23 protein-coding genes and 1 tRNA gene are annotated in these 25,384 nt (G+C 71.3%); 20 read left to right on the forward strand and 4 right to left on the reverse strand.

Translation table 11 applies throughout. The features are described from left to right. The 18 genes from RBXJA2T_RS17610 to RBXJA2T_RS17695 form a co-directional block, all read left to right on the forward strand. On the forward strand, positions 1–1,466 hold a 1,466-nt coding region (locus tag RBXJA2T_RS17610), incomplete at its 5' end, for a pseudouridine synthase (RefSeq protein ID WP_009858783.1). An 84-nt stretch (positions 1,467–1,550) separates the two neighbouring features. Beyond that, positions 1,551–1,976: a nucleoside-diphosphate kinase gene (gene ndk / locus RBXJA2T_RS17615; protein WP_009858784.1), complete on the forward strand. Its 426-nt coding sequence runs from the start codon at positions 1,551–1,553 to the stop codon at positions 1,974–1,976. A gap of 7 nt (positions 1,977–1,983) precedes the next feature. Further along, positions 1,984–3,102 carry a dual-specificity RNA methyltransferase RlmN gene (gene rlmN, locus RBXJA2T_RS17620; RefSeq protein WP_009858785.1) on the forward strand — a complete coding sequence of 373 codons (1,119 nt, stop codon included), beginning with the start codon at positions 1,984–1,986 and terminating at the stop codon, positions 3,100–3,102. Further along, positions 3,099–3,902, forward strand: a complete 804-nt coding sequence (pilW, locus tag RBXJA2T_RS17625) for a type IV pilus biogenesis/stability protein PilW (protein ID WP_009858786.1) — start codon at positions 3,099–3,101, stop codon at positions 3,900–3,902. Before rlmN ends, pilW begins: the two co-directional genes overlap by 4 nt. Next, entirely contained in the window at positions 3,895–4,815 is a 921-nt protein-coding gene (locus tag RBXJA2T_RS17630; RefSeq protein WP_029718329.1) for a helix-turn-helix domain-containing protein, read from the forward strand. The genes pilW and RBXJA2T_RS17630 overlap by 8 nt, the downstream gene beginning before the upstream one ends. 28 nt (positions 4,816–4,843) lie before the next feature. Then, on the forward strand, positions 4,844–6,121 hold the full coding sequence (gene ispG / locus RBXJA2T_RS17635) for a flavodoxin-dependent (E)-4-hydroxy-3-methylbut-2-enyl-diphosphate synthase (RefSeq protein ID WP_009858788.1): 1,278 nt from the start codon (positions 4,844–4,846) through the stop codon (positions 6,119–6,121). Positions 6,122–6,168: 47 nt separating this feature from the next. After that, on the forward strand, positions 6,169–7,443 hold the full coding sequence (hisS, locus tag RBXJA2T_RS17640; RefSeq protein WP_009858789.1) for a histidine--tRNA ligase: 1,275 nt from the start codon (positions 6,169–6,171) through the stop codon (positions 7,441–7,443). Positions 7,444–7,471: 28 nt separating this feature from the next. Next, positions 7,472–8,149 (forward strand): YfgM family protein, encoded by a 678-nt coding sequence (locus tag RBXJA2T_RS17645; protein WP_009858790.1) that lies wholly within the window; start codon positions 7,472–7,474, stop codon positions 8,147–8,149. After that, positions 8,149–9,255: an outer membrane protein assembly factor BamB gene (gene bamB, locus RBXJA2T_RS17650; protein WP_009858791.1), complete on the forward strand. Its 1,107-nt coding sequence runs from the start codon at positions 8,149–8,151 to the stop codon at positions 9,253–9,255. The genes RBXJA2T_RS17645 and bamB overlap by 1 nt, the downstream gene beginning before the upstream one ends. A gap of 8 nt (positions 9,256–9,263) precedes the next feature. After that, complete coding sequence (gene der, locus RBXJA2T_RS17655) at positions 9,264–10,607, forward strand: ribosome biogenesis GTPase Der (protein WP_009858792.1); 1,344 nt, start codon at positions 9,264–9,266, stop codon at positions 10,605–10,607. A 75-nt stretch (positions 10,608–10,682) separates the two neighbouring features. Beyond that, a complete protein-coding gene (gene hfq, locus RBXJA2T_RS17660) occupies positions 10,683–10,925 on the forward strand; it encodes an RNA chaperone Hfq (protein ID WP_009858793.1) in 243 nt (80 codons plus the stop codon). Between the two features lie 45 nt (positions 10,926–10,970). Further along, positions 10,971–12,140, forward strand: coding sequence for a GTPase HflX (gene hflX / locus RBXJA2T_RS17665; RefSeq protein WP_050801796.1), 1,170 nt, complete (start codon positions 10,971–10,973; stop codon positions 12,138–12,140). Then, the gene (hflK, locus tag RBXJA2T_RS17670; RefSeq protein WP_009858795.1) at positions 12,137–13,405 is read left to right on the forward strand and encodes an FtsH protease activity modulator HflK; all 1,269 of its coding nucleotides are present in this window, start codon (positions 12,137–12,139) and stop codon (positions 13,403–13,405) included. The genes hflX and hflK overlap by 4 nt, the downstream gene beginning before the upstream one ends. 18 nt (positions 13,406–13,423) lie before the next feature. Further along, positions 13,424–14,317, forward strand: coding sequence for a protease modulator HflC (gene hflC / locus RBXJA2T_RS17675; RefSeq protein WP_009858796.1), 894 nt, complete (start codon positions 13,424–13,426; stop codon positions 14,315–14,317). A 16-nt stretch (positions 14,318–14,333) separates the two neighbouring features. Further along, on the forward strand, positions 14,334–14,519 hold the full coding sequence (locus RBXJA2T_RS17680; RefSeq protein ID WP_009858797.1) for a DUF2065 domain-containing protein: 186 nt from the start codon (positions 14,334–14,336) through the stop codon (positions 14,517–14,519). Between the two features lie 91 nt (positions 14,520–14,610). Next, the gene (locus RBXJA2T_RS17685; protein WP_037289799.1) at positions 14,611–15,771 is read left to right on the forward strand and encodes an ATP phosphoribosyltransferase regulatory subunit; all 1,161 of its coding nucleotides are present in this window, start codon (positions 14,611–14,613) and stop codon (positions 15,769–15,771) included. A 22-nt stretch (positions 15,772–15,793) separates the two neighbouring features. Next, on the forward strand, positions 15,794–17,134 hold the full coding sequence (locus tag RBXJA2T_RS17690; RefSeq protein ID WP_009858799.1) for an adenylosuccinate synthase: 1,341 nt from the start codon (positions 15,794–15,796) through the stop codon (positions 17,132–17,134). 29 nt (positions 17,135–17,163) lie between these two features. Further along, complete coding sequence (locus tag RBXJA2T_RS17695) at positions 17,164–17,685, forward strand: phosphoribosyltransferase (RefSeq protein ID WP_009858800.1); 522 nt, start codon at positions 17,164–17,166, stop codon at positions 17,683–17,685. Between the two features lie 104 nt (positions 17,686–17,789). Here the strand turns inward: RBXJA2T_RS17695 and RBXJA2T_RS17700 are convergent. Then, a tRNA-Leu gene (locus tag RBXJA2T_RS17700) sits at positions 17,790–17,874 on the reverse strand. Between the two features lie 77 nt (positions 17,875–17,951). Between RBXJA2T_RS17700 and rnr the strand changes: the two genes are divergently transcribed. Further along, complete coding sequence (gene rnr / locus RBXJA2T_RS17705) at positions 17,952–20,180, forward strand: ribonuclease R (RefSeq protein ID WP_009858801.1); 2,229 nt, start codon at positions 17,952–17,954, stop codon at positions 20,178–20,180. A gap of 60 nt (positions 20,181–20,240) precedes the next feature. Here rnr and RBXJA2T_RS17710 read toward each other — a convergent pair whose 3' ends face one another. The 3 genes from RBXJA2T_RS17710 to RBXJA2T_RS17720 are packed head-to-tail and all read right to left on the reverse strand — an operon-like array spanning position 20,241 to position 24,360. Then, positions 20,241–21,707, reverse strand: coding sequence for a bifunctional ADP-dependent NAD(P)H-hydrate dehydratase/NAD(P)H-hydrate epimerase (locus RBXJA2T_RS17710; RefSeq protein WP_009858802.1), 1,467 nt, complete (start codon positions 21,705–21,707; stop codon positions 20,241–20,243). Positions 21,708–21,730: 23 nt separating this feature from the next. Further along, positions 21,731–22,984, reverse strand: coding sequence for an FAD-dependent oxidoreductase (locus tag RBXJA2T_RS17715; protein WP_009858803.1), 1,254 nt, complete (start codon positions 22,982–22,984; stop codon positions 21,731–21,733). Between the two features lie 2 nt (positions 22,985–22,986). Continuing rightward, positions 22,987–24,360: an amidase gene (locus tag RBXJA2T_RS17720; protein ID WP_029718332.1), complete on the reverse strand. Its 1,374-nt coding sequence runs from the start codon at positions 24,358–24,360 to the stop codon at positions 22,987–22,989. A gap of 186 nt (positions 24,361–24,546) precedes the next feature. On the opposite strand from RBXJA2T_RS17720, the gene rpsB reads away from it, so the two are divergent. Continuing rightward, on the forward strand, positions 24,547–25,290 hold the full coding sequence (rpsB, locus tag RBXJA2T_RS17725) for a 30S ribosomal protein S2 (protein ID WP_009858805.1): 744 nt from the start codon (positions 24,547–24,549) through the stop codon (positions 25,288–25,290). The last annotated feature ends 94 nt before the right edge of the window (positions 25,291–25,384 follow it).

The raw sequence follows: 25,384 nt of genomic DNA on the forward strand, positions 1-25,384 counted from the left end.
CTGCCGAAGCCGCCGAAGCCGCCGCGCCGGCGCCGCAGCTGCCGCCGGCCGACGTCGGCGAGGTCTTCGCCAGCGTGCTGTCGGGCAGCTGGGACGCCGAGGCCGGCGACGAAGCGCCGCCGCTGCCGGCCAAGCGTGTGCTCGCGCCCGAGCCCGACGCGCCCAAGCTGCACAAGGTGCTGGCCCAGGCCGGCATCGGCTCGCGCCGCGACATGGAGCAGATGATCCTGGAAGGGCGCATCACCGTGAACGGCGAGCCGGCGCACATCGGCCAGCGCATCGCCGCCGGCGACCGCATCGCCGTCGGCGGCAAGCCGGTGCGCTACCGCATCGCGCCGCCGCCGACCCGCGTCATCGCCTATCACAAGCCGGCCGGCGAGGTCGTCACGCACGACGACCCGCAGCAGCGGCCGACGGTCTTCCGTCGTCTGCCTCGGCTGCACCAGGGCAAGTGGCAGTCGGTCGGCCGTCTGGACATCAACACCGAAGGCCTGCTGCTGTTCACCAACTCCGGCGAGCTGGCCAACCAGCTGATGCACCCGCGTTTCGGCATCGAGCGCGAGTACGCCGTGCGTTCGCTGGGTGGCCTGGACGACGCTTCGCGCCAGAAGCTGCTCGAAGGCGTCGAGATCGACGGCCAGCGCTGCGCGTTCAAGAGCATCGAGAACGGCGGCGGCGAAGGCGCCAACCAGTGGTATCGCTGCGTCATCACCGAAGGCCGCAACCGCGAGGTGCGCAAGCTCTTCGACGCCGTCGGCCACGCGGTGAGCCGGCTGATCCGCATCCGCTACGGCTCGGTCGTGCTGCCCAAGGGGCTCAAGCGCGGCGTCTGGGTCGACCTGAGCGAGCAGGACGTGCGCACGCTGCGCCGCATGACCGGCGTCGGCGAGCGTCCCGAAGGCGAGGCGCGCGAGGCGCGTGAGGCCGGCGGCGACCGTCGCGGCAAGCGTGGCAAGCGCGGCCGCGGCGGCAACGCCCCCGAGGGCGCGCCGCGTGCGGCCAGGCCGCAGCGCCGCGAGGGCGGCGAGGGGCCGGCGATCCCGAACCCGCTGCAGCAGACCTTCGACAAGCGCGCGATCCAGCAGGAGCGCCAGCGCAAGCGCGAGATTCCCGAGGACGGCCCGATCCCGAACCCGCTGCAGCAGACCTACGACAAGCGCGGCCTGCAGCGCGAACGGCCGGTGCGCGACTTCGGCGAGGACGGCCCGATCCCGAACCCGCTGCAGCAGACCTACGACAAGCGCTTCGTGCAGAAGCCCAAGCCGCTGGCCGGCGGCCGCGGCGCCCGCGGCCCGAAGAAGGGGGGCGCCGGCGGCCAGCCCGACCCGATGCAGACCTCGGTCGGCTACATCGGCGGCGACGCCTTCCTGCGCAAGGGGTCCGGCGGTGGTGGCCGTGGCGGCTCGCGCGGCGGGCGCGGCGGCGGTGGTGGCGGTGGTGGCGGCGGGCGTCGCGGCGGGCGTTGAGCGCCTCTTTGTCAAATCCCTGCCGCGATCCCTCGCGGTAGAATCGAAAACTTTGCCAAGTCCTTGATTCAGGAGAACATTTACATGGCCATCGAACGCACCCTCTCGATCATCAAGCCCGACGCCGTCGCCAAGAACGTCATCGGCCAGATCTACGCCCGCTTTGAAGGCGCCGGCCTGAAGATCGCCGCCGCGAAGATGCAGCACCTGTCGCGTGCCGAGGCCGAGGCCTTCTACGCCGTGCACAAGGCGCGTCCGTTCTTCAACGACCTCGTGAACTTCATGATCTCGGGCCCGGTGATGATCCAGGTGCTCGAAGGTGAAGGCGCGATCGCCAAGAACCGCGAGCTGATGGGCGCGACCGATCCGAAGAAGGCCGAGAAGGGCACGATCCGCGCCGACTTCGCCGACAGCATCGACGCCAACGCCGTGCACGGCTCCGACGCCCCGGAAACGGCGGCCGTCGAGGTCGCGTTCTTCTTCCCCGGCATGAGCGTCTACAGCCGCTGAGTCGACGATGGCCGTCAATCTTCTCGACTTCGACCTCGAGGGGCTGGCGGCCTTCTGCGACAGCCTGGGCGAGAAGCGTTTCCGCGCCGTCCAGCTGTTCCGCTGGATCCACCAGAAAGGCGAGTCGGACTTCGACAAGATGTCCGATCTCGCCAAGTCGCTGCGCGGCAAGCTCGCCGGCGCGGCGGTGGTCGAGTCGCTGCCGGTCATCAGCGAGCACGTCTCGGCCGACGGCACGACCAAGTGGCTGTTCGACGTCGGCGGCGGCAACGCCGTCGAGACCGTCTACATCCCCGAGGACGACCGCGGCACGCTGTGCGTGTCCTCGCAGGCCGGCTGCGCCGTTGGCTGCCGCTTCTGCTCGACCGGGCACCAGGGCTTCAGCCGCAACCTGAGCACCGGCGAGATCATCGCCCAGCTGCGCTACGCCGAGCACCGCCTGCGCGGGCCGGATGGCCAGCGTGTCATCGACAACGTCGTGATGATGGGCATGGGCGAGCCGCTGCAGAACTACGCCGCCGTCGTGCCGGCGCTGCGCGTGATGCTCGACGACCACGGCTACGGCCTGTCGCGCCGCCGCGTGACGGTGTCGACCTCGGGCATGGTGGCGATGATCGACCGCCTGCGCGAGGACTGCCCGGTGGCGCTGGCGGTCTCGCTGCACGCGCCCGACGACGCGCTGCGCGACATGCTCGTGCCGATCAACCGCAAGGACGGCATCGAGGCGCTGCTCGACGCCTGCCTGCGTTATGTCGAAGCCGCCCCGCGCGACTTCATCACCTTCGAGTACTGCATGCTCGACGGCGTCAACGACGCCCCCGAGCAGGCGCAGCAGCTCGTGCACCTTGTCCGCCGCCGCCGCGTGCCGTGCAAGTTCAACCTGATCCCGTTCAACCCCTTCCCCGAGTCGGGGCTGAAGCGTTCGCCGCGCGAGCGTGTGACGGCGTTCGCCAAGGTGCTGCAGGACGCGGGCATCGTGACGACGATCCGCAAGGTGCGCGGCGACGACATCGACGCGGCCTGCGGCCAGCTTGCAGGCGAGGTCCAGGACCGCACGCGGGCGCGCGAACGCCTGCTGGAGCGCCGTCGCACGATCCCGATCGCCGCGGCGGAGGACTCGCGGTGACGCGACGCCTGCTGGCTTCGCTGGCGATGCTGGCGTGCTTGGGCACGCTGCTGCCGGCTTGTGTCACCGAGCCGCCGGCCGGCGGCAGCGTGCGCGACGCGCGCCCGAGCAACGACCCCGCCGACGTCGAGCGCCGGGCCAAGGTGCGGCTGGAGCTGGCGTCGGCCTACTTTGCCCGCGGGCAGACCGAGACCGCGCTGAACGAGGTCAAGCAGGCGCTGGCGGCCCGTCCCGACATGCCCGAGGCGCTGGGCCTGCGCGGCCTGATCTACGCCGCGCTGGGCGAGAACCGGCTGGCCGAGGAGAGCTTCCAGCGCGCGCTGTCGCTGGCCCCGCGCGACGGCGACATGCGCCACAACTACGGCTGGTTCCTCTGCCAGCAGCGCCGCTACGCCGACGCTGACCGCGAGTTTGACGCCGCGATGGCGCTGCCGCAGTACCGCGGCGGCTCCCGCACGCTGCTCGCCAAGGGCGTCTGCGACGCCCGTGAAGGCCGCTGGGCCGATGCCGAGAGCGCGCTGATGCGCAGCTTCCAGCTCGACCCCGGCAATGCCGCCACCTCGTTCAACCTCGCCGACACGCTGTACCGACGCGGCGAGTACGAGCGCGCGCGCTTCTACGTCCAGCGAGTGAACGCCGTGGCGGAGCAATCCAGCCCGTCCTCGCTCTGGCTGGCCGCGCGCATCGAGCGCCGGCTCGGCAACCTGGCTGGTGCACGCGAGTTCGGTCGCCAGGTGCGCGACCGTTTCCCCCAATCGCCTGAGGCAGCGCTGTTCGAGCAAGGCCGGTTCGATGACTGATCCCGTGACGCCCCCGCCCGAGGGCACGACGGCCGGCGCGCTGCTGCGCGCCGCGCGCGAGAAGCAGGGCCTGCACATCGCCGCGCTGGCGGCGTCGATCAAGGTCCCGGTGGCCAAGCTCGAAGCCCTCGAAGCCGACCAGTACGCCTTGCTGCCGGATGCGGCCTTCACCCGGGCGCTGGCCCAGGCGGTGTGCCGTGCGCTGCGCACCGACCCCCAGCCGGTGCTGGCGCTGCTGCCGCAGACCGACGGCTCGGCGCTGGACCACGTCGTCGGCAACCTGAACACCCCGTTCCGCGAGCGCGCCGGCCCCGATCTGCCCAAGGTCAACCTGGGGGCGGTGCGTCCGATGGCCTGGGCCGGCGGTGCGCTGCTCGTGGCTGCCGCGGTCGTCTATTTCATGCCGAGCGGGCTGCTGCAGCCGCCGGCGGCCACGGCCGACGCGCCGCTGGCCGCCGAACCGGCCGCGCCCGCCGAGCTGGCTGTCGAGCCGGCGGCCGAGGTGTCGGCCTCGGCCGTGCCGCTGGACCCGGCAGCGCCCGTGCTGCAGGCCTCGCAGAGCGTGGTCGCGCCCGCCGTCGCCCAGCCGTCCGCGCCGGCGTCGGTGGCACAGGCCGCGACCCCGGCCGCACGCACGCTCGTGGCGTCCGCCCCCGTGCCGGCCGCGGCCTCGCGCCCGAGCCTGGTGCAGCTGCACGCCGACGGCGCCTCCTGGGTCGAAGCCTATGACGGCAAGGGCCAGCTGCTGTTCTCGCGTCTGCTGCAGGCGGGCGAGTCGGCCGGCGTCGAGGGCCAGCTGCCGATCCGGCTCAAAATCGGCAATGCGCCGGCGACCCGCCTGGTCTTCCGCGGCCAGCCCGTCGACCTGGCGCCGCTGACGCGCAACGCCGTCGCCCGCGTCGAGTTGCAGTGAGCGAAGAAGTTCTTGCAGTGAGGTTTCGATGAACGCTCCGGAAACGCCCGCCACCATCCCGTCCGCCGCACCGCTGCCGCGCCGCTCGCGCCAGGCCCGTGCCGTCTGGGGGAGCCGGGTCGTCACCATCGGCGGCGACGCTCCGGTGCGCCTGCAGTCGATGACCAACACCGACACGACCGACGTGATCGGCACCGCCATCCAGGTCAAGGAGCTGGCGCTGGCCGGTTCCGAACTGGTGCGCATCACCGTCAACACGCCCGAAGCCGCCGAGGCCGTGCCGCACATCCGCGAGCAGCTTGACCGCATGGGCATCGACGTGCCGCTGGTCGGCGACTTCCACTACAACGGCCACCGCCTGCTCACCGAGTACCCGGCGATGGCCCAGGCGCTGTCCAAGTACCGCATCAACCCGGGCAACGTCGGCAAGGGCGACAAGCGCGACCGCCAGTTCGCGATGATGGTCGAGGCCGCCTGCCGCTGGGACAAGGTGGTGCGCATCGGCGTCAACTGGGGCAGCCTGGACCAGGAACTGCTCGCGTCCATGATGGACGAGAACGCCCGCCGCGCGCAGCCGCTGGACGGCAAGCAGGTGATGTACGAGGCGCTGGTGCAGTCGGCGCTGAGCTCGGCCACGGCCGCGCGCGAACTCGGCCTGAACCCGGACCAGATCGTCATCAGCTGCAAGGTCAGCGGCGTGCAGGACCTGATCTCGGTCTACCGCGGCCTGGCGCAGCGCTGCGACTACGCGCTGCACCTCGGCCTGACCGAAGCCGGCATGGCGACCAAGGGCACGGTGGCCTCCAGCGTCGCGCTGGGCATCCTGCTGCAGGAAGGCATCGGCGACACGATCCGCGTCAGCCTGACGCCGCAACCGGGCGAGGCGCGCACCCAGGAGGTCGTCGTCGCCGGCGAGATCCTGCAGGCGCTGGGCCTGCGCACCTTCAACCCCAGCGTCACCGCCTGCCCGGGCTGCGGCCGCACGACGAGCACCACCTTCCAGGAGCTCGCCAAGCAGATCGACGACTACCTGCGCGCGCAGATGCCGGTCTGGAGGAGCCGCTACCCGGGCGTCGAGAACCTGAAGGTCGCGGTGATGGGCTGCATCGTCAACGGCCCCGGCGAGAGCAAGCACGCCGACATCGGCATCAGCTTGCCGGGCAACGGCGAAGCCCCGGCCGCGCCGGTGTTCATCGACGGCGAGAAGGCGCTGACGCTGCGCGGCGAGGGCATCGCGCAGGAGTTCCACAAGATCGTCGAGGACTACATCGAGCGCCGCTTCGGCGCGGCCGCGACCGCGGCCTGATCCTCGTTCCAGGCGGGCCGCCGGCCCGCCGCACCAACCTGTTCCCCATGGCCGAGAAGATCGTTGCCGTCAAAGGCATGAACGACATCCTGCCGCCCGAGTCGGCGCGCTGGGAGTGGTTCGAAGACACCGTGCGCGCGCTGATGCGTCGCTACGCCTACCAGAACGTGCGCACGCCGATCGTCGAGCACACGCCGCTGTTCGTGCGCGGGCTGGGCGAGGTGACCGACATCGTCGAGAAGGAGATGTACTCCTTCGTCGACAGCATGAACGGCGACCCGCTGTCGCTGCGCCCCGAGGGCACGGCCGGCGTCGTGCGCGCGGTCGTCGAGCACTCGGCGCTGTACGACGGCGGCAAGCGGCTGTTCTACATCGGCCCGATGTTCCGCCACGAGCGCCCGCAGCGCGGCCGCTACCGCCAGTTCCACCAGGTCGGCGTGGAGGCGCTGGGCTTCGGCGGCCCGGACGTCGACGCCGAGGTCATCCTGATGTGCCGCGCGCTGTGGAAGGACCTGGGCCTGGGCGAGGTGCGCCTGGACATCAACAGCCTGGGCCAGCCCGAGGAGCGCAAGGCGCACCGCGCGGCGCTGATCGCCCACTTCGAGCGCCACGCCGAGCTGCTCGACGAGGATGCGCGCCGCCGCCTGCACAGCAACCCGCTGCGCATCCTGGACACCAAGAACCCGGCGATGCAGGCGATGGTCGAGGCCGCGCCGCAGCTCATCGACTACCTCGGCGAAGCCTCGCTGAAGCACTTCGACGCGCTGAAGGCCATGCTCGACGCCGCCGGCCAGCCCTACCGCGTCAACCCGCGCCTGGTGCGCGGCATGGACTACTACAACCTGACCGTCTTCGAATGGGTGACCGACAAGCTTGGCGCCCAGGGCACGATCTGCGGCGGCGGACGCTATGACGGCCTGGTCGAGCTGGTCGGCGGCAAGCCGGCGCCCGGCATCGGCTGGGGCATGGGCATCGAGCGTGTGCTCGACCTCGTGCAGCAGCTGGGTGTCGCGCCGCCGGCGCCGGTGCCCGACGCCTACGCCATCGTGCCCGACGGCGCCGCGCTGCCGCAGGCGATGCGTGTCGTCGAGGCGCTGCGTGCGGCCGGTGTCGCGGTGCAGCTGCACGTCGGCGGCGGCAGCATGAAGTCGCAGTTCAAGAAGGCCGACGCCAGCGGCGCCCGCCACGCGCTGATCTTCGGCGGCGACGAGCTGGCGCGCGGCGAAGTCGCCGTCAAGCCGCTGCGCGACGCCGCCGCGGCGCAGACCGCGCGCCCGATCGCCGACCCCGCCATCTGGGCGAGCGAACTGCTCCCCGCATAATCGATCGTTTTTCGTCCGCTTCATCGACATGGCCACACAACTCGACCTGCAGGAGCAGGAGCAGCTCGACGCCCTCAAGGCGTTCTGGAAGCGGTACGGCAACCTGGTCACCTGGTTGCTGATCGCCGCGCTCGCCGCCTACGCCGGCTGGAACGGCTGGAACTACTGGCAGCGCGACCAGGCCTTGAAGGCCAGCGCGATGTACGACGAGCTCGACCGTGCCGCCGCCGCCGGCGACGCCGACAAGACCGCGCGCATCTTCGGTGATCTGAAGGACCGCTACCCCGGCACCGCCTACGCCGAGCAGGGTGGCCTGGCCGCCGCCAAGGTGCAGTTCGAGAAGGGGCAGGTCGACGCCGCGAAGGCCTCGCTGACCTGGGTGGCCGCCAACGCCGCCGAGGACGAGTACCGGACGGTCGCCCGGCTGCGCCTGGCCGCCGTGCTGGCCGCCGCCAAGCAGTTCGACCAGGCCCTGGCCGAACTCGACGCCGCCAAGGCGGCCGGGTTCGAGGCCCTGGTGGCCGACCGCCGCGGCGACGTGCTCGCTGCCGCCGGCCGCGAAGCCGAGGCGCGCGCCGCCTACGAGGCGGCCTACAAGGCGATGGACGACTCGGTCGACTACAAGCGCCTGATCGAGGCCAAGCTCACCGCGCTGGGCGCCGCACCCGCACCGGCGGCTCCCGCCGCCTCGGGAGCCGCGTCGTGATGCGCCGCGCCGTTCTCGTGCTCGGCCTGGCTGCGGTGCTGGCCGGTTGCACCTCGTCCAAGCCCAAGCCGATGCCGCTGGAGACCGTCAAGCCGACGATCGCCGGCCGGCAGGTGTGGAGCGCGCGCCTGGGCAGCGTCGAGTTCCCGCTCGCCGTCGTCGTGCGCGACGGCAAGTTCCGCGTCGCCGGGACCGACGGCACGATCCTGGTGCTCGACGCCGACAGCGGCCGCGAGGTCTCGCGCACCCGGGTCGACGGCAAGCTCTCGGCCGGTCTGGGCAGCGACGGCCGCTTCGACGCCGTCGTGACGGTCGCCAACGAACTCGTCGTCGTCGACGGCGGCCGCGAGGTCTGGCGCAAGCGCCTGCCCGCGCGTGTCGTCACCGCGCCGCTGGTCGCCGGCGAACGTGTGTTCGTGATGGGCGTGGACCGTGCCGTGCACGCCTTCGACGCGCTCGACGGCCGCCTGCTGTGGCGCCTGCAGCGTCCCGGCGACGCGCTGACGCTGGCGCAGCCCGGCATCGTGGCGGCTTTCCGCGACACGCTGCTGGTGGGCCAGGGCCCGCGCCTGACCGGCGTCGACTCGCTTCGCGGCACCATCCAGTGGGAGGCCGCGATGGCCTCGCCGCGCGGCACCAACGAGGTCGAGCGCCTGGCCGACCTGCTCGGCCCGCCGCTGCGCCTGGGCGAGCGTTTCTGCGCCCGCGCCTTCCAGTCGGCCGTGGCCTGCGTCGACGCGTCCAAGGGCACGCTGCTGTGGTCGCGCAACGTCGGCGGCCTGCAGCCGATCGGCGGCAACGAGACGGCGATCTTCGGCGCCGACGGCACCGACCGCATCAGTGCCTGGCGCACCGACACCGGCGAGGTGCTGTGGACCCACGAGCGCCTGCTCAACCGCGGCCTGAGCGCGCCGGTGGTCGCCGGCACGACCGTCGTCTTCGGCGACTACGAGGGCTACCTGCACTTCCTGTCCACGGCCACTGGCGAGACCCAGCTGCGCCTGCCGACCGACGGCTCGCCCGTCGTCGGCACGCCGGTGCTGTCCGGCAGCACGATGCTCGTCGTCACCCGCAAGGGCGGCCTGTACGCCTTCCGTCCGAACTGAGGTCGCGAGTGAAACCCGTCATCGCGCTCGTCGGGCGCCCGAACGTCGGCAAGTCGACGCTGTTCAACCGGATCACGAAGAGCCGCGACGCCATCGTCGCCGACTTCGCCGGCCTGACGCGTGACCGCCACTACGGCGACGCCCGCCTGGGCGGGCGCGAGTTCATCGTCGTCGACACCGGCGGCTTCGAGCCCGAGAAGCCCTCCGGCGTCGTCGCCGAGATGGCCAAGCAGACCAGGCAGGCGGTCGCCGAGGCCGACGTCGTCGTCTTCGTCGCCGACCTGCGTGCCGGTGTCTCGGCCCAGGACCACGACATCGCGCGTTTCCTGCGCACGCAGCAGAAGAAGGTCATCCTCGCCGTCAACAAGGCCGAGGGCATGGCCGAGTCGCCGCTGCTGGCCGAGTTCCACGAGCTCGGCATCGGCGAGCCGCATCCGCTGTCGGCCTCGCACGGCCAGGGCGTGCGCAGCCTGCTCGAGGCGGCGCTCGAGGACTTCGACTTCGGCGACGAGGACGAGGAGGGCGCCGAGCCCGACGCCGACGCGCCGATCCGCCTGGCCGTCGCCGGCCGGCCCAACGTCGGCAAGTCCACGCTGATCAACGCCTGGCTCGGCGAGGAGCGCCTGGTGGCGTTCGACCAGCCGGGCACGACGCGTGACGCGATCAAGGTCTCGCTGGAGCGCGAGGGCCGCCGTTTCGAGCTGATCGACACCGCCGGCCTGCGCCGCAAGGGCAAGGTTTTCGAGGCGATCGAGAAGTTCTCGGTCGTCAAGACGCTGCAGGCCATCGCCGACGCCAACGTCGTCGTGCTGATGGTCGACGCGACCGTCGGCGTTAGCGAGCAGGACGCGCACATCGCGGGCTACGTGCTGGAGTCCGGCCGGGCCGTCGTGCTGGCGCTCAACAAGTGGGATGCCACCGACGAGTACCAGCGCCAGCAGCTGCAGCGCTCGATCGAGAGCCGGCTGGCGTTCCTGAAGTTCGCGCCGCTGCTGCAGATCTCGGCGAAGAAGCGCACCGGCCTGACGGCGCTGTGGAAGGCGATCCTGCACGCCCACGCCTCGGCGACGGTGAAGATGCCGACGCCGGTGCTGACGCGGCTGCTGATCGACGCCGTGCAGCACCAGGCGCCGCGGCGCGATGGTGCCTTCCGGCCCAAGATGCGCTACGCCCACCAGGGCGGCATGAACCCGCCGCTGGTCGTGATCCACGGCAACTCGCTCGACCACATCACCGACGCCTACAAGCGTTATCTCGAAGGCCGTTTCCGCGAGCACTTCAAGCTCGTCGGCACGCCGATGCGGATCGAATTCCGATCGTCGAAGAATCCCTTCGACGACCGCAGCCCCTGAGGCAATCCGCATTTAGCGTCGGGTTCTCCCCCGTGTGATAACGTGGGGCACTCGACATTCAACACGGAGCATATCGTGAGCAACAAAGGCCAACTTTTGCAGGACCCCTTCCTGAACCTGCTGCGCAAGGAGCACGTGCCGGTCTCGATCTACCTGGTCAACGGCATCAAGCTCCAGGGCCACATCGAATCCTTCGACCAGTACGTCGTTCTGCTTCGCAACACCGTCACCCAGATGGTCTACAAGCACGCGATCTCGACCGTCGTGCCCAGCCGCGCGGTCAACTTCCACCCGAACGAGGCTCCCGAGCAAGCCTGATCCCGTTCGGGCCCTGCCGTACCGAGACCCGCCACCCCCAGAGCCTTGAGTTCCGCATCACCGCAGACGCTGTCACCTGAGGGCGGCCCGACGCGCGCCGTGCTCGTCGGCGTCGACATCGGTGGTGACCCCCACTTTGATCCCACGCTCGACGAACTGGCGTTGCTGGCCGAGTCGGCCGGTGACGTCGCCGTCGCGCGCGTGACCGCGCGCCGCAAGGCGCCGGACGCCGCGCTGTTCGTCGGCTCGGGCAAGGCCGACGAGATCCGGGCGATGGTCGCGGCGACGCAGGCCCACGGCGTCATCTTCGACCAGGCGCTGTCGCCGGCGCAGCAGCGCAACCTGGAGCGTCACCTCGGCGTTCCGGTCGCCGACCGCACCTCGCTGATCCTCGACATCTTCGCCGCCCGCGCCCAGAGCCACGAGGGCAAGCTGCAGGTCGAACTCGCGCGGCTGCAGTACGTCGCCACGCGGCTGGTGCGGCGCTGGTCGCACCTGGAGCGCCAGCGCGGCGGCATCGGCACGCGCGGCGGCCCGGGCGAGGCGCAGATCGAACTCGACCGGCGCATGATCGGCGAGCGCATCAAGTCGGTGAAGGCCCGGCTGGAGAAGGTCAAGCAGCAGCGCGGCACGCAGCGCCGGGCGCGCGAGCGCCGCGGCACGTTCCGCGTCTCGCTGGTCGGCTACACCAACGCCGGCAAGTCGACGCTGTTCAACGCCCTGGTCAAGGCCAAGACCTACGCCGCCGACCAGCTGTTCGCGACGCTGGACACGACGACTCGCTCGCTGTGGCTGGGCGAGGCCGGCATGTCGGTGTCGCTGTCGGACACCGTCGGCTTCATCCGCGACCTGCCGCACAAGCTGGTCGAGGCCTTCGAGGCGACGCTGCGCGAGGCTGCCGACGCCGACCTGCTGCTGCACGTCGTCGACGCCGCGAGCCCGGCGCTGCTGGAGCAGCAGGCCGAGGTCGAGCGCGTGCTCGAGGAGATCGGGGCCAGCGGCGTGCCGCAGATCCTGGTCTTCAACAAATGCGATCTGCTCGAGGACTCGCGCCTGCCGCGCTGTCCCCGTGACGAGGTCGAGGTCCATCCCGGCGTGCGCCGTGCCCGCGTGTTCGTCAGCGCCCGCGACGGACAGGGTCTCGACAGCCTGCGCCAGCTCATCGCCGATGCCGCGCATTCCGCGCAAGACGCGCAACTGATCACCACCGAATGAAGCACACACCCCCCTTCAAGGTCTCGCGGCTGCGCGCCGCGCTGGCAGGCTGGGTCTTCAACAACCGCAATGACGGTCCGCCCGACCTGGACGAGCTCTGGCGCGACTTCAACCGCAAGCTCAGCGGCCTGTTCGGCGGCAAGGGCGGCGGTGGCGGCGGCAACCGCAACAACGGCGGCGGCGGTGGCGGCGGCTCCGGCGGCCCGTCGTTCCAGCCCGACATGAAGAGCGCCGGCATCGGCGTCGGCCTGATCGGCGCGGTCGTCGTGCTGGTCTGGCTGGGCAGCGGCTTCTTCATCGTCCAGGAAGGCCAGCAGGCGGTCGTCACGACCTTCGGCAAGTACAGCCACACGGCAGACGCCGGCTTCCAGTGGCGCTTCCCGTATCCGGTGCAGGCCCACGAAACGGTGTCGGTGACGCAGCTGCGCTCGGTCGAGGTCGGCCGCAGCACGGTGGTCCAGGCCACCGGCCTGCGCGACTCGTCGATGCTGACGCAGGACGAGAACATCATCGACATCCGCTTCACCGTGCAGTACCGGCTGAGCGATGCGCGCCAGTACCTGTTCGAGAACCGCAGCCCCGACGAGGCGGTGGTCCAGGCCTCCGAGTCCGCGGTGCGCGAGATCGTCGGCCGCAGCCGGGTCGACTCGGTGCTCTACGAGCAGCGCGACGCGCTCGCCGCCGACCTGGTCAAGTCCATCCAGTCGCAGCTCGAGCGCCTGCGCGCCGGCATCCTGATCGCCAACGTCAACGTCCAGAACGTGCTGGTGCCCGACGCGGTGCAGGCCGCGTTCAACGACGCCGTCAAGGCCGGCGCCGACCGCGACCGCTTCAAGAACGAAGGCCAGGCCTACGCCAGCGACGTGATCCCGAAGGCGCGCGGCAACGCCTCGCGCCTGCTCGAGGAGGCCGAAGGCTACCGGGCCCGCGTCATCGCGCAGGCCGAGGGTGATGCGCAGCGCTTCCGCTCGGTGCTGGCCGAGTACCAGAAGGCGCCCGCCGTCACGCGCGACCGCATGTACGTCGACGCGATGCAGCAGATCTACTCGAACGTCTCCAAGGTGATGGTCGATTCGCGCAGCGGCTCCAACCTGCTGTACCTGCCGCTGGACAAGCTGATCCAGCAGAGCGGCCCGACCACGGCGGCCCCGCAGGCCCCGGTGGCCGTGCCGACGCCTTCGTCGTCGACGCCGGACACGCTGTCCGGCAGCGCCGACATCCGTTCCCGCGACAACGCGCGCGCTCGCGACCGCGAAGGCCGCTGACCCAGGAGCACGCGAGACATGAACCGCATTGGAGTTTTCGTTGCCGGCGCGCTCGTCGCGCTGATGATCGCCGCCTCGACCCTGTTCGTCGTCGACCAGCGCCAGGTGGCGGTGGTCTACGCGCTCGGCGAGATCAAGGAAGTCGTCACCGAGCCGGGCCTGAAGTTCAAGATGCCGCCGCCGTTCCAGAACGTGGTGTTCCTGGACAAGCGCATCCAGACGCTGGACAGCCCGGAGACGCGGCCGATCTTCACCGCCGAGAAGAAGAGCCTGGTCATCGACTGGCTGGTCAAGTGGCGCATCACCGAGCCGCGCCAGTTCATCCGCAACAACGGCACCGACATCCGCAACCTCGAGTCCCGCCTGGCGCCGGTGGTGCAGGCCGCGTTCAACGAGGAGATCACCAAGCGCACCGTGCGCGGCGTGCTCGCCACCGAGCGTGACCGCGTGATGGCCGACGTCAAGAGCCGGCTGACCGACGAGGCCCAGGGCTTCGGCATCGAGATCGTCGACGTGCGCATCAAGCGCGTGGACTTCGTCGCCGACATCACCGACTCGGTCTATCGCCGCATGGAGTCCGAGCGCAAGCAGGTTGCCAACGAACTGCGCTCGCAGGGCGCGGCCGAGGGCGAAAAGATCCGCGCCGATGCCGACCGCCAGCGCGAGATCATCCTTGCCGAGGCCTACCGCGACGCGCAGAAGATCAAGGGCGAGGGTGATGCCAAGGCGTCGGCGCTGTACGCCGAGGCCTTCGGCCGCGACCCGCAGTTCGCCCAGTTCTACCGCAGCCTCGAGGCCTACCGCGCCGCCTTCCGCTCCAAGAGCGACGTGATGGTGCTGGACCCGAACTCGGAGTTCTTCCGCGCGATGCGCAACGGCGGGCCGGGCACGCCGGCGGCCAAGGGTAGGTGAGCGGGCCGGCACGGACGTGTCCGACCTGCTGATCGGCGCCCTGGCGCTGGTGCTGATCTTCGAGGGGCTGCTGCCCTTCGCAAGCCCGGCGACCTGGCGCCGCATGTTCGAGCAGATGACCCGGCTCGAGGACGGCCAGATCCGTTTCCTCGGCCTGGGCTGCATCAGCGTCGGCCTGGTGCTGCTGGCGCTCTGGCACTGAGCTGCCCCGGTGCTGCGCTCGGCCGATCGGCGGCCGGGCGTGCATCGCCGCGTACAATCCCCTTTTTAAGCGCTGCAGGCCTTTTCGAATGTTGTCAGCTTGGCTCTTGCCCGAGCATATCGCCGACGTCCTGCCCGCCGACGCCCGACGCATCGAGGAGCTGAGGCGGCGCCTTCTGGACCGCGCCCGCGGCTACGGCTTCGAGCTCGTGATGCCGCCGCTGCTCGAGCACCTCGAGTCGCTGCTGTCGGGCACCGGCCGTGAACTCGACCTCAAGACCTTCAAGCTGGTCGACCAGCTGAGCGGCCGCACGCTCGGCGTGCGCGCCGACACGACGCCGCAGGCCGCGCGCATCGACGCCCATCTGCTCAACCGCGAAGGCGTGACCCGGCTGTGCTATTGCGGCCCGGTGCTGCACACGCGGCCCTCGGGGCTCAACGCGACCCGCGAGCCGCTGCAGTTCGGCGCCGAGATCTTCGGCCATGCCGGGCTCGAAGCCGACCTCGAGGTCGCCGAGCTGGCGCTGGACTGCCTGCACGCGGCCCGCCTGTCCGAGCTGACGATCGACCTCGCCGACGCGCGCATCCTGCGCGGCGTGCTCGCCGGCGCGCCGGTGGACGCGGCGCGCTTGCAGGACGTCGTCGCCGCGCTGTCCGAGAAGGACGCTTCTGCGCTGGAGGCGCTGGCCGCCGGCCTGCCCGACGAGACCCGCCACGGCCTGCGCGCGCTGCTGCGCCTGTACGGCGGCGACGAGGTGCTCGCCGCCGCCCGCACCGAGCTGCCGCAGCGCAGCCTGATCACCGCGGCGGTCGAGCAGCTCGAATGGACCGCGCGCCACCTGCGCGCCGCCTTCCCGGGGCTGTCGATCGGCTTCGACCTCTCGGACATGAGCGGCTACGCCTACTACAGCGGCCTGCGTTTCGCCGTCTACGGTGCCGGCAGCGCCGACGCGCTGGCGCGTGGCGGCCGCTACGACGAGGTCGGCGCGGTCTTCGGCCGCAACCGGCCGGCTGTCGGCTTCAGCCTGGACCTGAAGGCGCTGGCCGACCTGGCGCCGGCCGTCGGCGCCGGCCGCGCGATCCGCGCCCCCTGGGGCGAGGATGCCGCGCTGCGCGCCGCCGTGCGCCGGCTGCGCGAATCCGGAGAGACCGTCATTGCCGCGTTGCCGGGTCACGAAGTCGAGACCCAGGCTTTCGAATGCGACCGCGAGCTCGTGCTGCTGGACGGCCAGTGGCAGCTGCGCACCTGCTGAATCCCGTTAAGGAACCCATCCCATGCAAACAGGCATCCTCCCGACCGCGGGACGCAACGTCGTGGTCGTCGGCACCCAGTGGGGCGACGAAGGCAAGGGCAAGGTCGTCGACTGGATGACCGACCACGCCCAGGGCGTGGTGCGCTTCCAGGGCGGCCACAACGCCGGCCACACGCTTGTCATCGCCGGCCGCAAGACGGCGCTGCAGCTGATCCCCTCGGGCATCATGCGCGAAGGCGTCAAGTGCTACATCGGCAACGGCGTCGTCGTCGACCCGAAGCACCTGCTCGGCGAGATCGAGCGCCTGGAGGCGCTGGGCCTGGAGGTGCGCTCGCGCCTGTTCATCAGCGAGTCCTGCCCGCTGATCCTGCCGTTCCACGTCGAGATCGACCGTGCGCGTGAAGCGCAGCGCGAAAGCTGCGGCAGCGGCAAGATCGGCACCACCGGCAAGGGCATCGGCCCGGCCTACGAAGACAAGGTCGCCCGCCGCGCGCTGCGCGTGCAGGATCTGAAGCACCCGGCGCGCCTTGAAGCCAAGCTGCGCGCGCTGCTCGACCTGCACAACGCCGAGCTGACCGGTGTGCTCGGCGGCCAGCCGCTGGAGCTGCAGCCCATCCTCGACGACGCGCTGCGTGCCGCCGAGCAGCTGCGCCCGATGATGGCCGACGTCGGCTACCGGCTGTTCCAGGCCCATGGCGTCGGCGAGAACCTGCTGTTCGAAGGCGCGCAGGGCACGCTGCTCGACATCGACCACGGCACCTATCCGTACGTCACCTCGAGCAACTGCGTCGCCGGCAACGCCGCCGCCGGCTCGGGTCTCGGCCCGGGCATGCTGCACTACGTGCTGGGCATCACCAAGGCCTACACGACGCGTGTCGGCAGCGGCCCGTTCCCGACCGAGCTCGACATCGAGACCCCGGGCACGATCGGCCACCACCTGTCGACCGTCGGCCAGGAGCGTGGCACCGTCACCGGCCGCGCGCGCCGCTGCGGCTGGCTGGATGCCGCCGCGCTGAAGCGCTCGATCATCATCAACGGCGTCTCCGGCCTGTGCATCACCAAGCTCGACGTGCTCGACGGCCTGCAGGAAATCAAGATCTGCACCGGGTATGAACTCGACGGCCGCGTGATCGACGTGCTGCCGCTGGACGCCGACGAGATCGAGCGTTGCCAGCCGATCTACGAAACCATGCCGGGCTGGAGCGACACGACCGCCGGCCTGACCAACTGGGAACAGTTGCCGGCGCCCGCCCGGCGTTATCTCGAGCGCGTGCAGGCCTTGATCGGCGCGCCCATCGACATGGTTTCCACCGGCCCCGACCGGGTCCATACCATCCTGCTGCGGCATCCGTTCCGCGCCTGAAACACGACGATTCGCGAGAAGGAGAATCCATGCTCACCGACGACGGCAAGCACCTCTACGTATCCTGGGACGAATACCACCTGCTGATCGAGCGCCTGGCGCTGAAGGTGCATGCCTCGGGCTGGGAGTTTGACCAGATCCTGTGTCTGGCGCGCGGCGGCATGCGCCCCGGCGACGTCATGTCGCGGGTGTTCGACAAGCCGCTGGCGATCATGTCGACGAGTTCCTACCGCTCGGACGCCGGCACCATTCAGGGTCGTCTGGACATGGCCAAGTACATCACCATGCCCAAGGGTGAACTCGCGGGCCGCGTGCTGCTGGTCGACGACCTCGCCGACACCGGCGTGACGCTGCGTGCGGTGGTCGACCGCCTGCGCGGCATGCCGTCGATCACCGAGCTGCGCGCTGCGGTGCTGTGGGTGAAGGGTGTTTCGAGCTACGTCCCGGACTACTACTGCGAGGTCCTGCCGACGAGCCCGTGGATCCACCAGCCGTTCGAGGAATACGACAACCTGCGTCCCGACGGTCTCGCCCGCAAGTTCGCGGTCTGACCGCCCAGCAAAAAGGCCAGCATGCAGCTGGCCTTTTTTATTTTCCGTGCTCCGGAAAAGCCAACGGGGTTTCGGAAGATAATTTCCGAAACCCCGTCGTTGTTTGGTGCCCAGAAGAGGACTCGAACCTCCACGCCGTTAAGCGCTAGTACCTGAAACTAGTGCGTCTACCAATTCCGCCATCTGGGCGTCTCAGGAAGAAAAGAACTATAGCATCGGAATATGGACTCTGCAAGCCCCTCCGCAAAAAATCTTCAACCGGCCTGTTGGGCGAGGTTGAGGGCCGTGTCGAAGGCCATCGTGACGGCCATGGTTTCGTCGTGCCCGACGAAGGCGACACCTGGATCTATCTCGCGTCGCAGGAGATGCGCTCGGTGCTGCACCGCGACCGCGTGCGCGTGCGCATCGTGCGCTTCGACCGCAAGGGCCGGCCGGAAGGGCGCGTGCTCGACATCCTGGACCGCCGCAAGACGCCGATCATCGGCCGCCTGCTGCACGAAGGCGGGCAGTGGGTCGTCGCGCCCGAGGATCGCCGCTATGGCCAGGACATCCTGATCCCGAAGAACGCCACCGCCAGTGCCGCCGTCGGCCAGGTCGTGTCGGTCGAGCTGACCGAGCCGCCGTCGCTGCACTCCAAGCCGGTCGGCCGCGTCGCCGAGGTGCTCGGCGAGATCGACGACCCGGGCATGGAGATCGAGATCGCGGTGCGCAAGTACGAGGTGCCGCACCGCTTCTCGCCCGAGACGCTGGCCCAGGCCGCGGCGCTGCCCGAGAAGCTGCGCGCCGCCGACCGCAAGAACCGTGTCGACCTGACCGACGTGCCGCTGGTGACGATCGACGGCGAGGACGCACGCGACTTCGACGACGCCGTCTACTGCGAGCCGTTCCGCCGCGGCCGCGGCAAGACGCTGTTCGAAGGCTGGCGGCTGATCGTCGCGATCGCCGACGTCAGCCACTACGTCAAGCCCGGCGAGCCGCTGGACGAGGACGCCTACGAACGCGCCACCTCGGTCTACTTCCCGCGCCGCGTGATCCCGATGCTGCCGGAGAAGCTGTCCAACGGCCTGTGCTCGCTGAACCCCGAGCAGGACCGGCTGGCGATGGTCTGCGACATGCTCGTGTCCACCGAGGGCACGCTCGACGCCTACCAGTTCTACCCGGCGGTGATCTGCTCGCACGCCCGGCTGACCTACACCGAGGTCGCCGCGGTGCTGCAGAACACGCGCGGCCCCGAGGCCCAGCGCCGGGCCGACCTGGTGCCGCAGCTCGTGCACCTGCACGAGGTCTTCCGCGCGCTGCTCAAGCAGCGTGCCCAGCGCGGCGCCGTCGACTTCGACACCGTCGAGACGCAGATCGTCTGCGACGACAACGGCCGCATCGAGAAGATCGTGCCGCGCGTGCGCAACGACGCCCACCGGCTGATCGAGGAGGCGATGCTGGCGGCCAACGTCTGCGCCGCCGACTTCATCGCCCACGGCGAGCACCCGTCGCTGTACCGCGTGCACGAGGGACCGACACCCGAGAAGCGTGCCGCGCTGCAGTCCTATCTGAAGGCGCTGGGCCTGGGTCTGCACCTCAGCGAGGAGCCGACGCCGGCGGAGATGCAGGCCATCTCGCAGGCCGTGCAGGGCCGCCCCGACGCGCAGCAGATCCAGACCATGCTGCTGCGCTCGATGCAGCAGGCGATCTACACCGCCAGCAACGCCGGCCACTTCGGCCTGGCCTACGGCGCCTACACGCACTTCACGAGCCCGATCCGGCGCTACCCGGACCTGCTGGTGCACCGCGTCATCAAGGCGCTGCTCGGCGCGCGCCGCTACCACCTCGTGCCCAGCCCGAAGACGCGCGTGCCCGAGGTGCGTCGCGGCGCCCGCGGCGGCAAGCCGGTCAAGGCGGCCAAGCCGATGTCGCAGGAGATGGAGTCCTGGGAGGCCGCCGGCGCGCACTGCAGCGCCAACGAGCGCCGCGCCGACGAGGCCTCGCGCGACGTCGAGGCCTGGCTGAAGTGCCGCTACATGCGCGAGCACCTCGGCGAGGAGTACGCCGGCACGGTCAGCGCGGTGACGCCGTTCGGCCTGTTCGTCACGCTGGACGCGCTCTACGTCGAGGGCCTGGTGCACATCACCGAGCTCGGCGGCGAGTACTTCCGCCACGACGAGCTGCGCCAGGAGCTGCGCGGCGAGCGCACCGGCGTGCGCTACGCCATCGGCACGCGGGTGCAGGTCCAGGTCAGCCGTGTCGACCTCGACGGCCGCCGCATCGACTTCCGCATGGTGCGCGACGGCGAGGCCGAGCGCCTGTTGTCGCGCGGCCGCACGACGCCCGAGCGGGCCGACAAGCCAGGATCGGCAACCGAGGAGCTGGCCGCGCTGCGGGCCGCCGACCGCGCCGCGAAAGCCGCGTCCAAGGCGCGCACGACGTCCGCGGCGCCGCGCAAGACCGGCGCCCGCAAGACGGCCGGCAAGACGGCCGCCAAGGCGGGTTCGCGCCGCTGAGCTCCGGCCGGGGCGCTCCCGTGGTGCCGGCCGGCCGAGGTCGGTCTCGCCCGACCGGCCTCAGGCCGCCGCGTGCAGCGCCTCGACGAGATCGGCCGCGCGCAGCGGCGCTCTGGCGCCGGCGGCCTGCGCACGATCGGCGGCGTGGCCGTGCTGCCACGCGGCGGCCACCGCGCTGTCGAAGGCCTCGCCGCCCGCCGCCCACCGTCCGCCGAGCCACCCGGCGAGCACGTCGCCGGTGCCGGCGGTGGCCAGCAGCGCGTTGCCGGTCGGGTTCAGCGAGGGCAGGGCGCCGGGTGCGGCGACGACGCTGCCCGAGCCCTTCAGCACGACGACGCAGCCCAGGCGCTCGGCCAGGCGCTGTGCGGCCGCCACGCGGTCGGCCTGGACCGCGGCGGCCGTCGTGCCGAGCAGCCGGGCGGCTTCCAGCGGATGCGGCGTCAGCACCGTCGGCCGTGAACGGTGGGTCAGCAGCCGCTGCAGCGACGGATCCGCCGCCAGCACGTTGAGCGCGTCGGCGTCCAGCACCAGCCGCCCGGCGTGGGCCAGCAGCGCCGGCAGTGCCTCGCGCACCGCCTGGCCGCCGCCGCAGCCGGCGACGACGGTCGCCGCGGCCAGCGTCGCCGGCGGCGAACGCCACCAGGCGGGGCGTCCCATCAGCTCGGGGCGAGCCGCGTCCAGCAGCGGCGCGTCGGCGTCGAGCAGGCTGCAGTAGACGCGCCCGGCGCCCGCCGCCAGTGCTGCGCGTGCTGCGAGCCAGGCGGCGCCGGCCATGCCGGGCGCGCCGCCGACGACAGCGAGGTCGCCGAAGCTGCCTTTGTGCTGGGCGTGGTGGCGCACCGGGCCGGGGGGCGCGCCGGCCAGGCGTGCCGTCTCGCCGCCGGCCGCCACGCCGAGGTCGTCGAACCAGACCTGGCCGGCATGGTCGCGCCCGTGGCCGGTGAAGAGCCCTGGCTTCAGCGTCAGCAGGGCCAGTGTCGCGTCGGCGCGCAGGCAGGTCTCGCCCAGCGGCTGGCCGGTGTCCGGGTGCAGGCCCGAGGGCAGGTCGACGGCGAGCACCGGCGCGCGCCGTGTCGCGGCCCAGTCGATCGCGGCGGCGATGCGGCCTTCGGGCGCGCGGCGCGTGCCGAGGCCGAGCAGGGCGTCGATGACGAGCTCGGCCGGGGCTTCGTCCAGCGCTAGGGCGATCGGCACGCCGGCGGCCTGTGCCGCCGCCAGCGCGTCGGCGGCGTCCGCCGGGAGCCGGCCGCTGTCGCCGGCCAGCACGACACGCACGGCCTTTCCCGCGGCGTGCAGATGGCGCGCGGCGACGAGGCCGTCGCCGCCGTTGTTGCCCGGGCCGGCGAGCACGGCGACGGTGCGCGCGTGCGGGGCCAGCGCTAGCGCCAGCCGGGCGACGCCCAGACCGGCACGCCGCATCAGCGCGTGCGGCGGTGCGCCGGCCAGCGCCGCCGCTTCGGCGGCGCGGGAGGCGGCGGCGTCGTGCAGCGGCCAGCCGGTTTCGGGGGCGACGAGGACGGGGCTCATGCCGCCATTCTCGTCCTGCCGCTTCAGCGCAGGCGTTCCAGACCGAGCGCCGTCATGTCCAGCGGCGCGGCGCGCCCGGCCACCTGCTCGGCGAGCACGCGCGCCGAGCCGCAGGCCAGCGCCCAGCCGCTGGCACCGTGGCCGAGGTTCAGCCAGACGCCCGGCAGGCCGCTGGCCCCCAGCACCGGCGGGCCGTCGGGCAGGCTGGGGCGTGCGCCTTTCCAGCGCTGCGCCTGGGTCGGCACGAACGCGCCGGGGAACCAGTCCTCGAGCACGCGGTACAGCGTGCGCAGCGCCCGTTCGTCGTAGCGGTCGGCGCGGCCGCCGATCTCGCTGCTGCCGGCCACGCGCACCCGCTGCCCCAGCCGCGACACGGTGACCCGGTAACGCTCGTCGAACACCGCCGAGCGCGGGCCGAGGTCCGGATAACCTTCGAGCTGGCGCAGCGGCGCGGTGACCGCGTAGCCCCAGACGGGCGCCAGCGGCAGCTTCAGTCGCAGCGACTGCAGCAGCGGTGCCGAGGCCGCGCCGCTGCACAGCACGACGGCGTCGAAACGCTCTTCGGTGCCGGCGGCGGTCACGGTCGGGCCGGCGCCCGTGCCGATGCGCTGGACCTCGACGCCGAAGCGGAAGTCGGCGCCTCGCCGTTCGGCTTCGGTCTTCAGTAACTGCGCGAACTGGCGGCAGTTGCCGACGCCGTCCTGCGGCAGGTGCACGGCGGCGCGCAGCGTGGTGTCCGGGTTCAGACCGGGTTCGACCTGGCGCGCACGCTCGGCGTCCAGCAGCTCGAACGGCACGCCGAGTTCGGCGAGCAGCTTCAGGCCGGGGCGCGAGCGCTTGAGTTCACGCTCGCTGCGCAACAGCACCGTGTAGCCGCGGCTGTGCTCGTAGTCCAGGCGCAGCGCGCGGGTCAGCGTCGCCAGACGCTCCTGGCTGAGCCGCGCCAAGCGCAGCATTGCCGCGCGGTTGGTCGCGTGCACGCCGGGCCGGCAGGCGCGCCACCAGCGCCACAGCCAGGGCAGCTGGCTCCAGACACCCAGGCCGTCCAGCGTCAGCGCGCCTTCGCGGCGCAACAGCTGCAGCATCAGCTTCAACGGCATGCCCGGCGCGGCCGAGGGCATCACGTAGCCGGGCGCGAGCACGCCGGCGTTGGCGAAGCTGGTTTCCGCGGCGACGCTGCCGCGGCGTTCAAAGACGACGACCTCGTGCCCGTCGGCGGCGAGTTCGAACGCGGTGGTGACGCCGACGATGCCGGCGCCGATGACGGCGACACGCATCCTCAGGCCTCCCGCGCGGCAAGCGCGCTCTCGACCTGCAGCGCCGCGCCGAGCACGGCGTCGTCGGCGAAGGCCGGTGCCCAGAGCATCAGCCCGACGGGCAGCGTTCCGGGCGGCTGGCAGGGCAGCGACAGCGCGCAGCCGTCGAGGAAATTGACCACTGCCGGGTTGCGCAGCACCAGCGCGTTGGTGGCGAAGAAGAGCTTGTCGTCGGCCTCCAGCGGTGCCAGTGGCGGCGCGACGATCGGCACCGTCGGTGACAGCGCGGCGTCGAAGCCGGCGAACGCCGCCTGCACGCGCGCGATCCAGTCGCGGCGTGCATGCAGCAGGTCCAGGTAGTCGGCGGCCGACATCGTCTCGCCGCGGCGGATGCGGGCGGCGACACGCGGGTCGTAGCGTGCGCCACGTTCGGCCAGGAGCCGGCGGTGCCAGGTCCAGGACTCGGCGGCCGGCAGGCCACCCGCGGCGTTCAGCGTTGCCAGCTCGGCGAGTTCGGGCAGGTTGATCTCGACGATGCGCGCGCCGCCGGCCGACAGCGCCGCCAGCGCGGCGTCGAAGGCCGCCGCGACGTGGTCGTCCAGGCCGTCGAGCATCAGCGTGCGCGGCACCGCCAGACGCAGCCCTTCGAGCGGACGCACGGCCGGGCGTGGCGTGCGTGCCGCGAGGATGGCGTGCATCCGCACCGCGTCGGCCACCGAGCGCGTGATCGCGCAGGCCGTGTCCAGCGAACTCGACAGCGGGATGCAGCCGTCCAGCGGCACGAGGCTTTGTGTGCTCTTGAAGCCGACCAGGCCCTGGAACGCCGCCGGGATGCGGATCGAGCCGCCGGTGTCCGAGCCCAGTGCCGCCCAGGCGGCGCCGGTGGCGACGCTGACCGCGCCGCCCGAGGTGGAGCCGCCGGGCGCGCGCGGCGTGGCGTCCAGCGCCGCGGTCACCGGGTTGGCCGGCGTGCCGTGGTGCGGGTTCAGGCCCAGGCCGGAGAACGCGAACTCGGACAGGTTGGTGTGGCCGACCAGTGCTGCACCCGCGGCACGCAGCCGGGCGACAGCCGGGCAGTCGGCCGTGGCCGGCGGCGCGTCGGCCAGCGCCGCCGAGGCACCGGTCGTCGGCTGGCCGGCGACGTCGAACAGGTCCTTGATCGACACCGCCAGCCCGGCCAGCGGCGGCAGCGGGGCGCCGGCGGCGTGCAGCGTGTCGACCGCCGCGGCCGCAGCGCGCGCCTGGTTGTCGAAGCGGCGAACGAAGGTGTGTCGGCAGGGGGGCGTGCCGGCTGCGGCGAGGGATTCTTCGAGCATCGCGGCGGCGCTGGAAGCGCCGGCCACGATGCGGTCCCGGGCGTCGCCCAGATCGGGGGCGCCGCGGCGTGGTAGACTCATCGGGTTTGTCTCGGGGCGGGTGCTGATGCCCCTGCGATTCGAGACGGACACATCCGCGAACCCGGGCACCTGAGGTGTCGCTGGCGGGGAGTCGGGAAGCTCTTCAGTCGTACACGACTCGAGCGATTCCGTCACCTTCGGCAACGATCAAGCGCCGGGATTCTAGATCCAACCTTCGGAGTCTCCATGACTGTCTCCATGCGTGAAATGCTGGAAGCCGGTGTCCATTTCGGTCACCAAACGCGCTTCTGGAACCCCAAGATGGCCCCGTACATCTACGGCCATCGCAACAAGATCCACATCATCAACCTCGAGAAGACGCAGCCGCTCTTCGAGGACGCGATGAAGTTCGTGCGCCAGCTGAGCGCGCGCCGCGGCACGATCCTGATGATCGGCACCAAGCGCCAGGCGCGCGAGGTGATCGCGATGGAAGCCCAGCGCTGCGGCATGCCCTACGTCGACCAACGCTGGCTCGGCGGCATGCTGACCAACTTCAAGACGGTCAAGGGCTCGCTGAAGAAGCTCAAGGACATGCAGGCCACCAAGGAAGCCGGCATGGAGCAGATGATCAAGAAGGAAGCCCTGCTGTTCGATCGCGAGCTGGTCAAGCTCGAGAAGGACATCGGCGGCATCCAGGACATGGGCGCTCTGCCTGACGCGATGTTCGTCATCGACGTCGGCTACCACAAGATCGCCGTCGCCGAAGCCAAGAAGCTCGGCATCCCGGTGATCGGCGTCGTCGACACCAACCACTCGCCGGTCGGCATCGACTACGTGATCCCCGGCAACGACGACTCGGCCAAGGCCGTCGCGCTGTACGCGCGCGCCGTCGCCGACGCGGTGCTCGAAGGCCGTGCCAGCGCGACCAACGAGGTCGTGCAAGCCGCCGCCGGCGCCGACGAGTTCGTCGAGGTCCGCGAAGAGGCCTGATCCGTGCGGGGCCCACGCGGCCCCGCCCCGAATCCGTGAGTCCGCCGCCGGCGCGCACGACGCGCTGGGGCGGTTTCCTGCCATCCGAATGGAG

The sequence above is a fragment of the Rubrivivax benzoatilyticus JA2 = ATCC BAA-35 genome (assembly GCF_000190375.1).
In the GTDB taxonomy this organism is placed as follows: Bacteria; Pseudomonadota; Gammaproteobacteria; order Burkholderiales; family Burkholderiaceae_C; genus Rubrivivax; species Rubrivivax benzoatilyticus.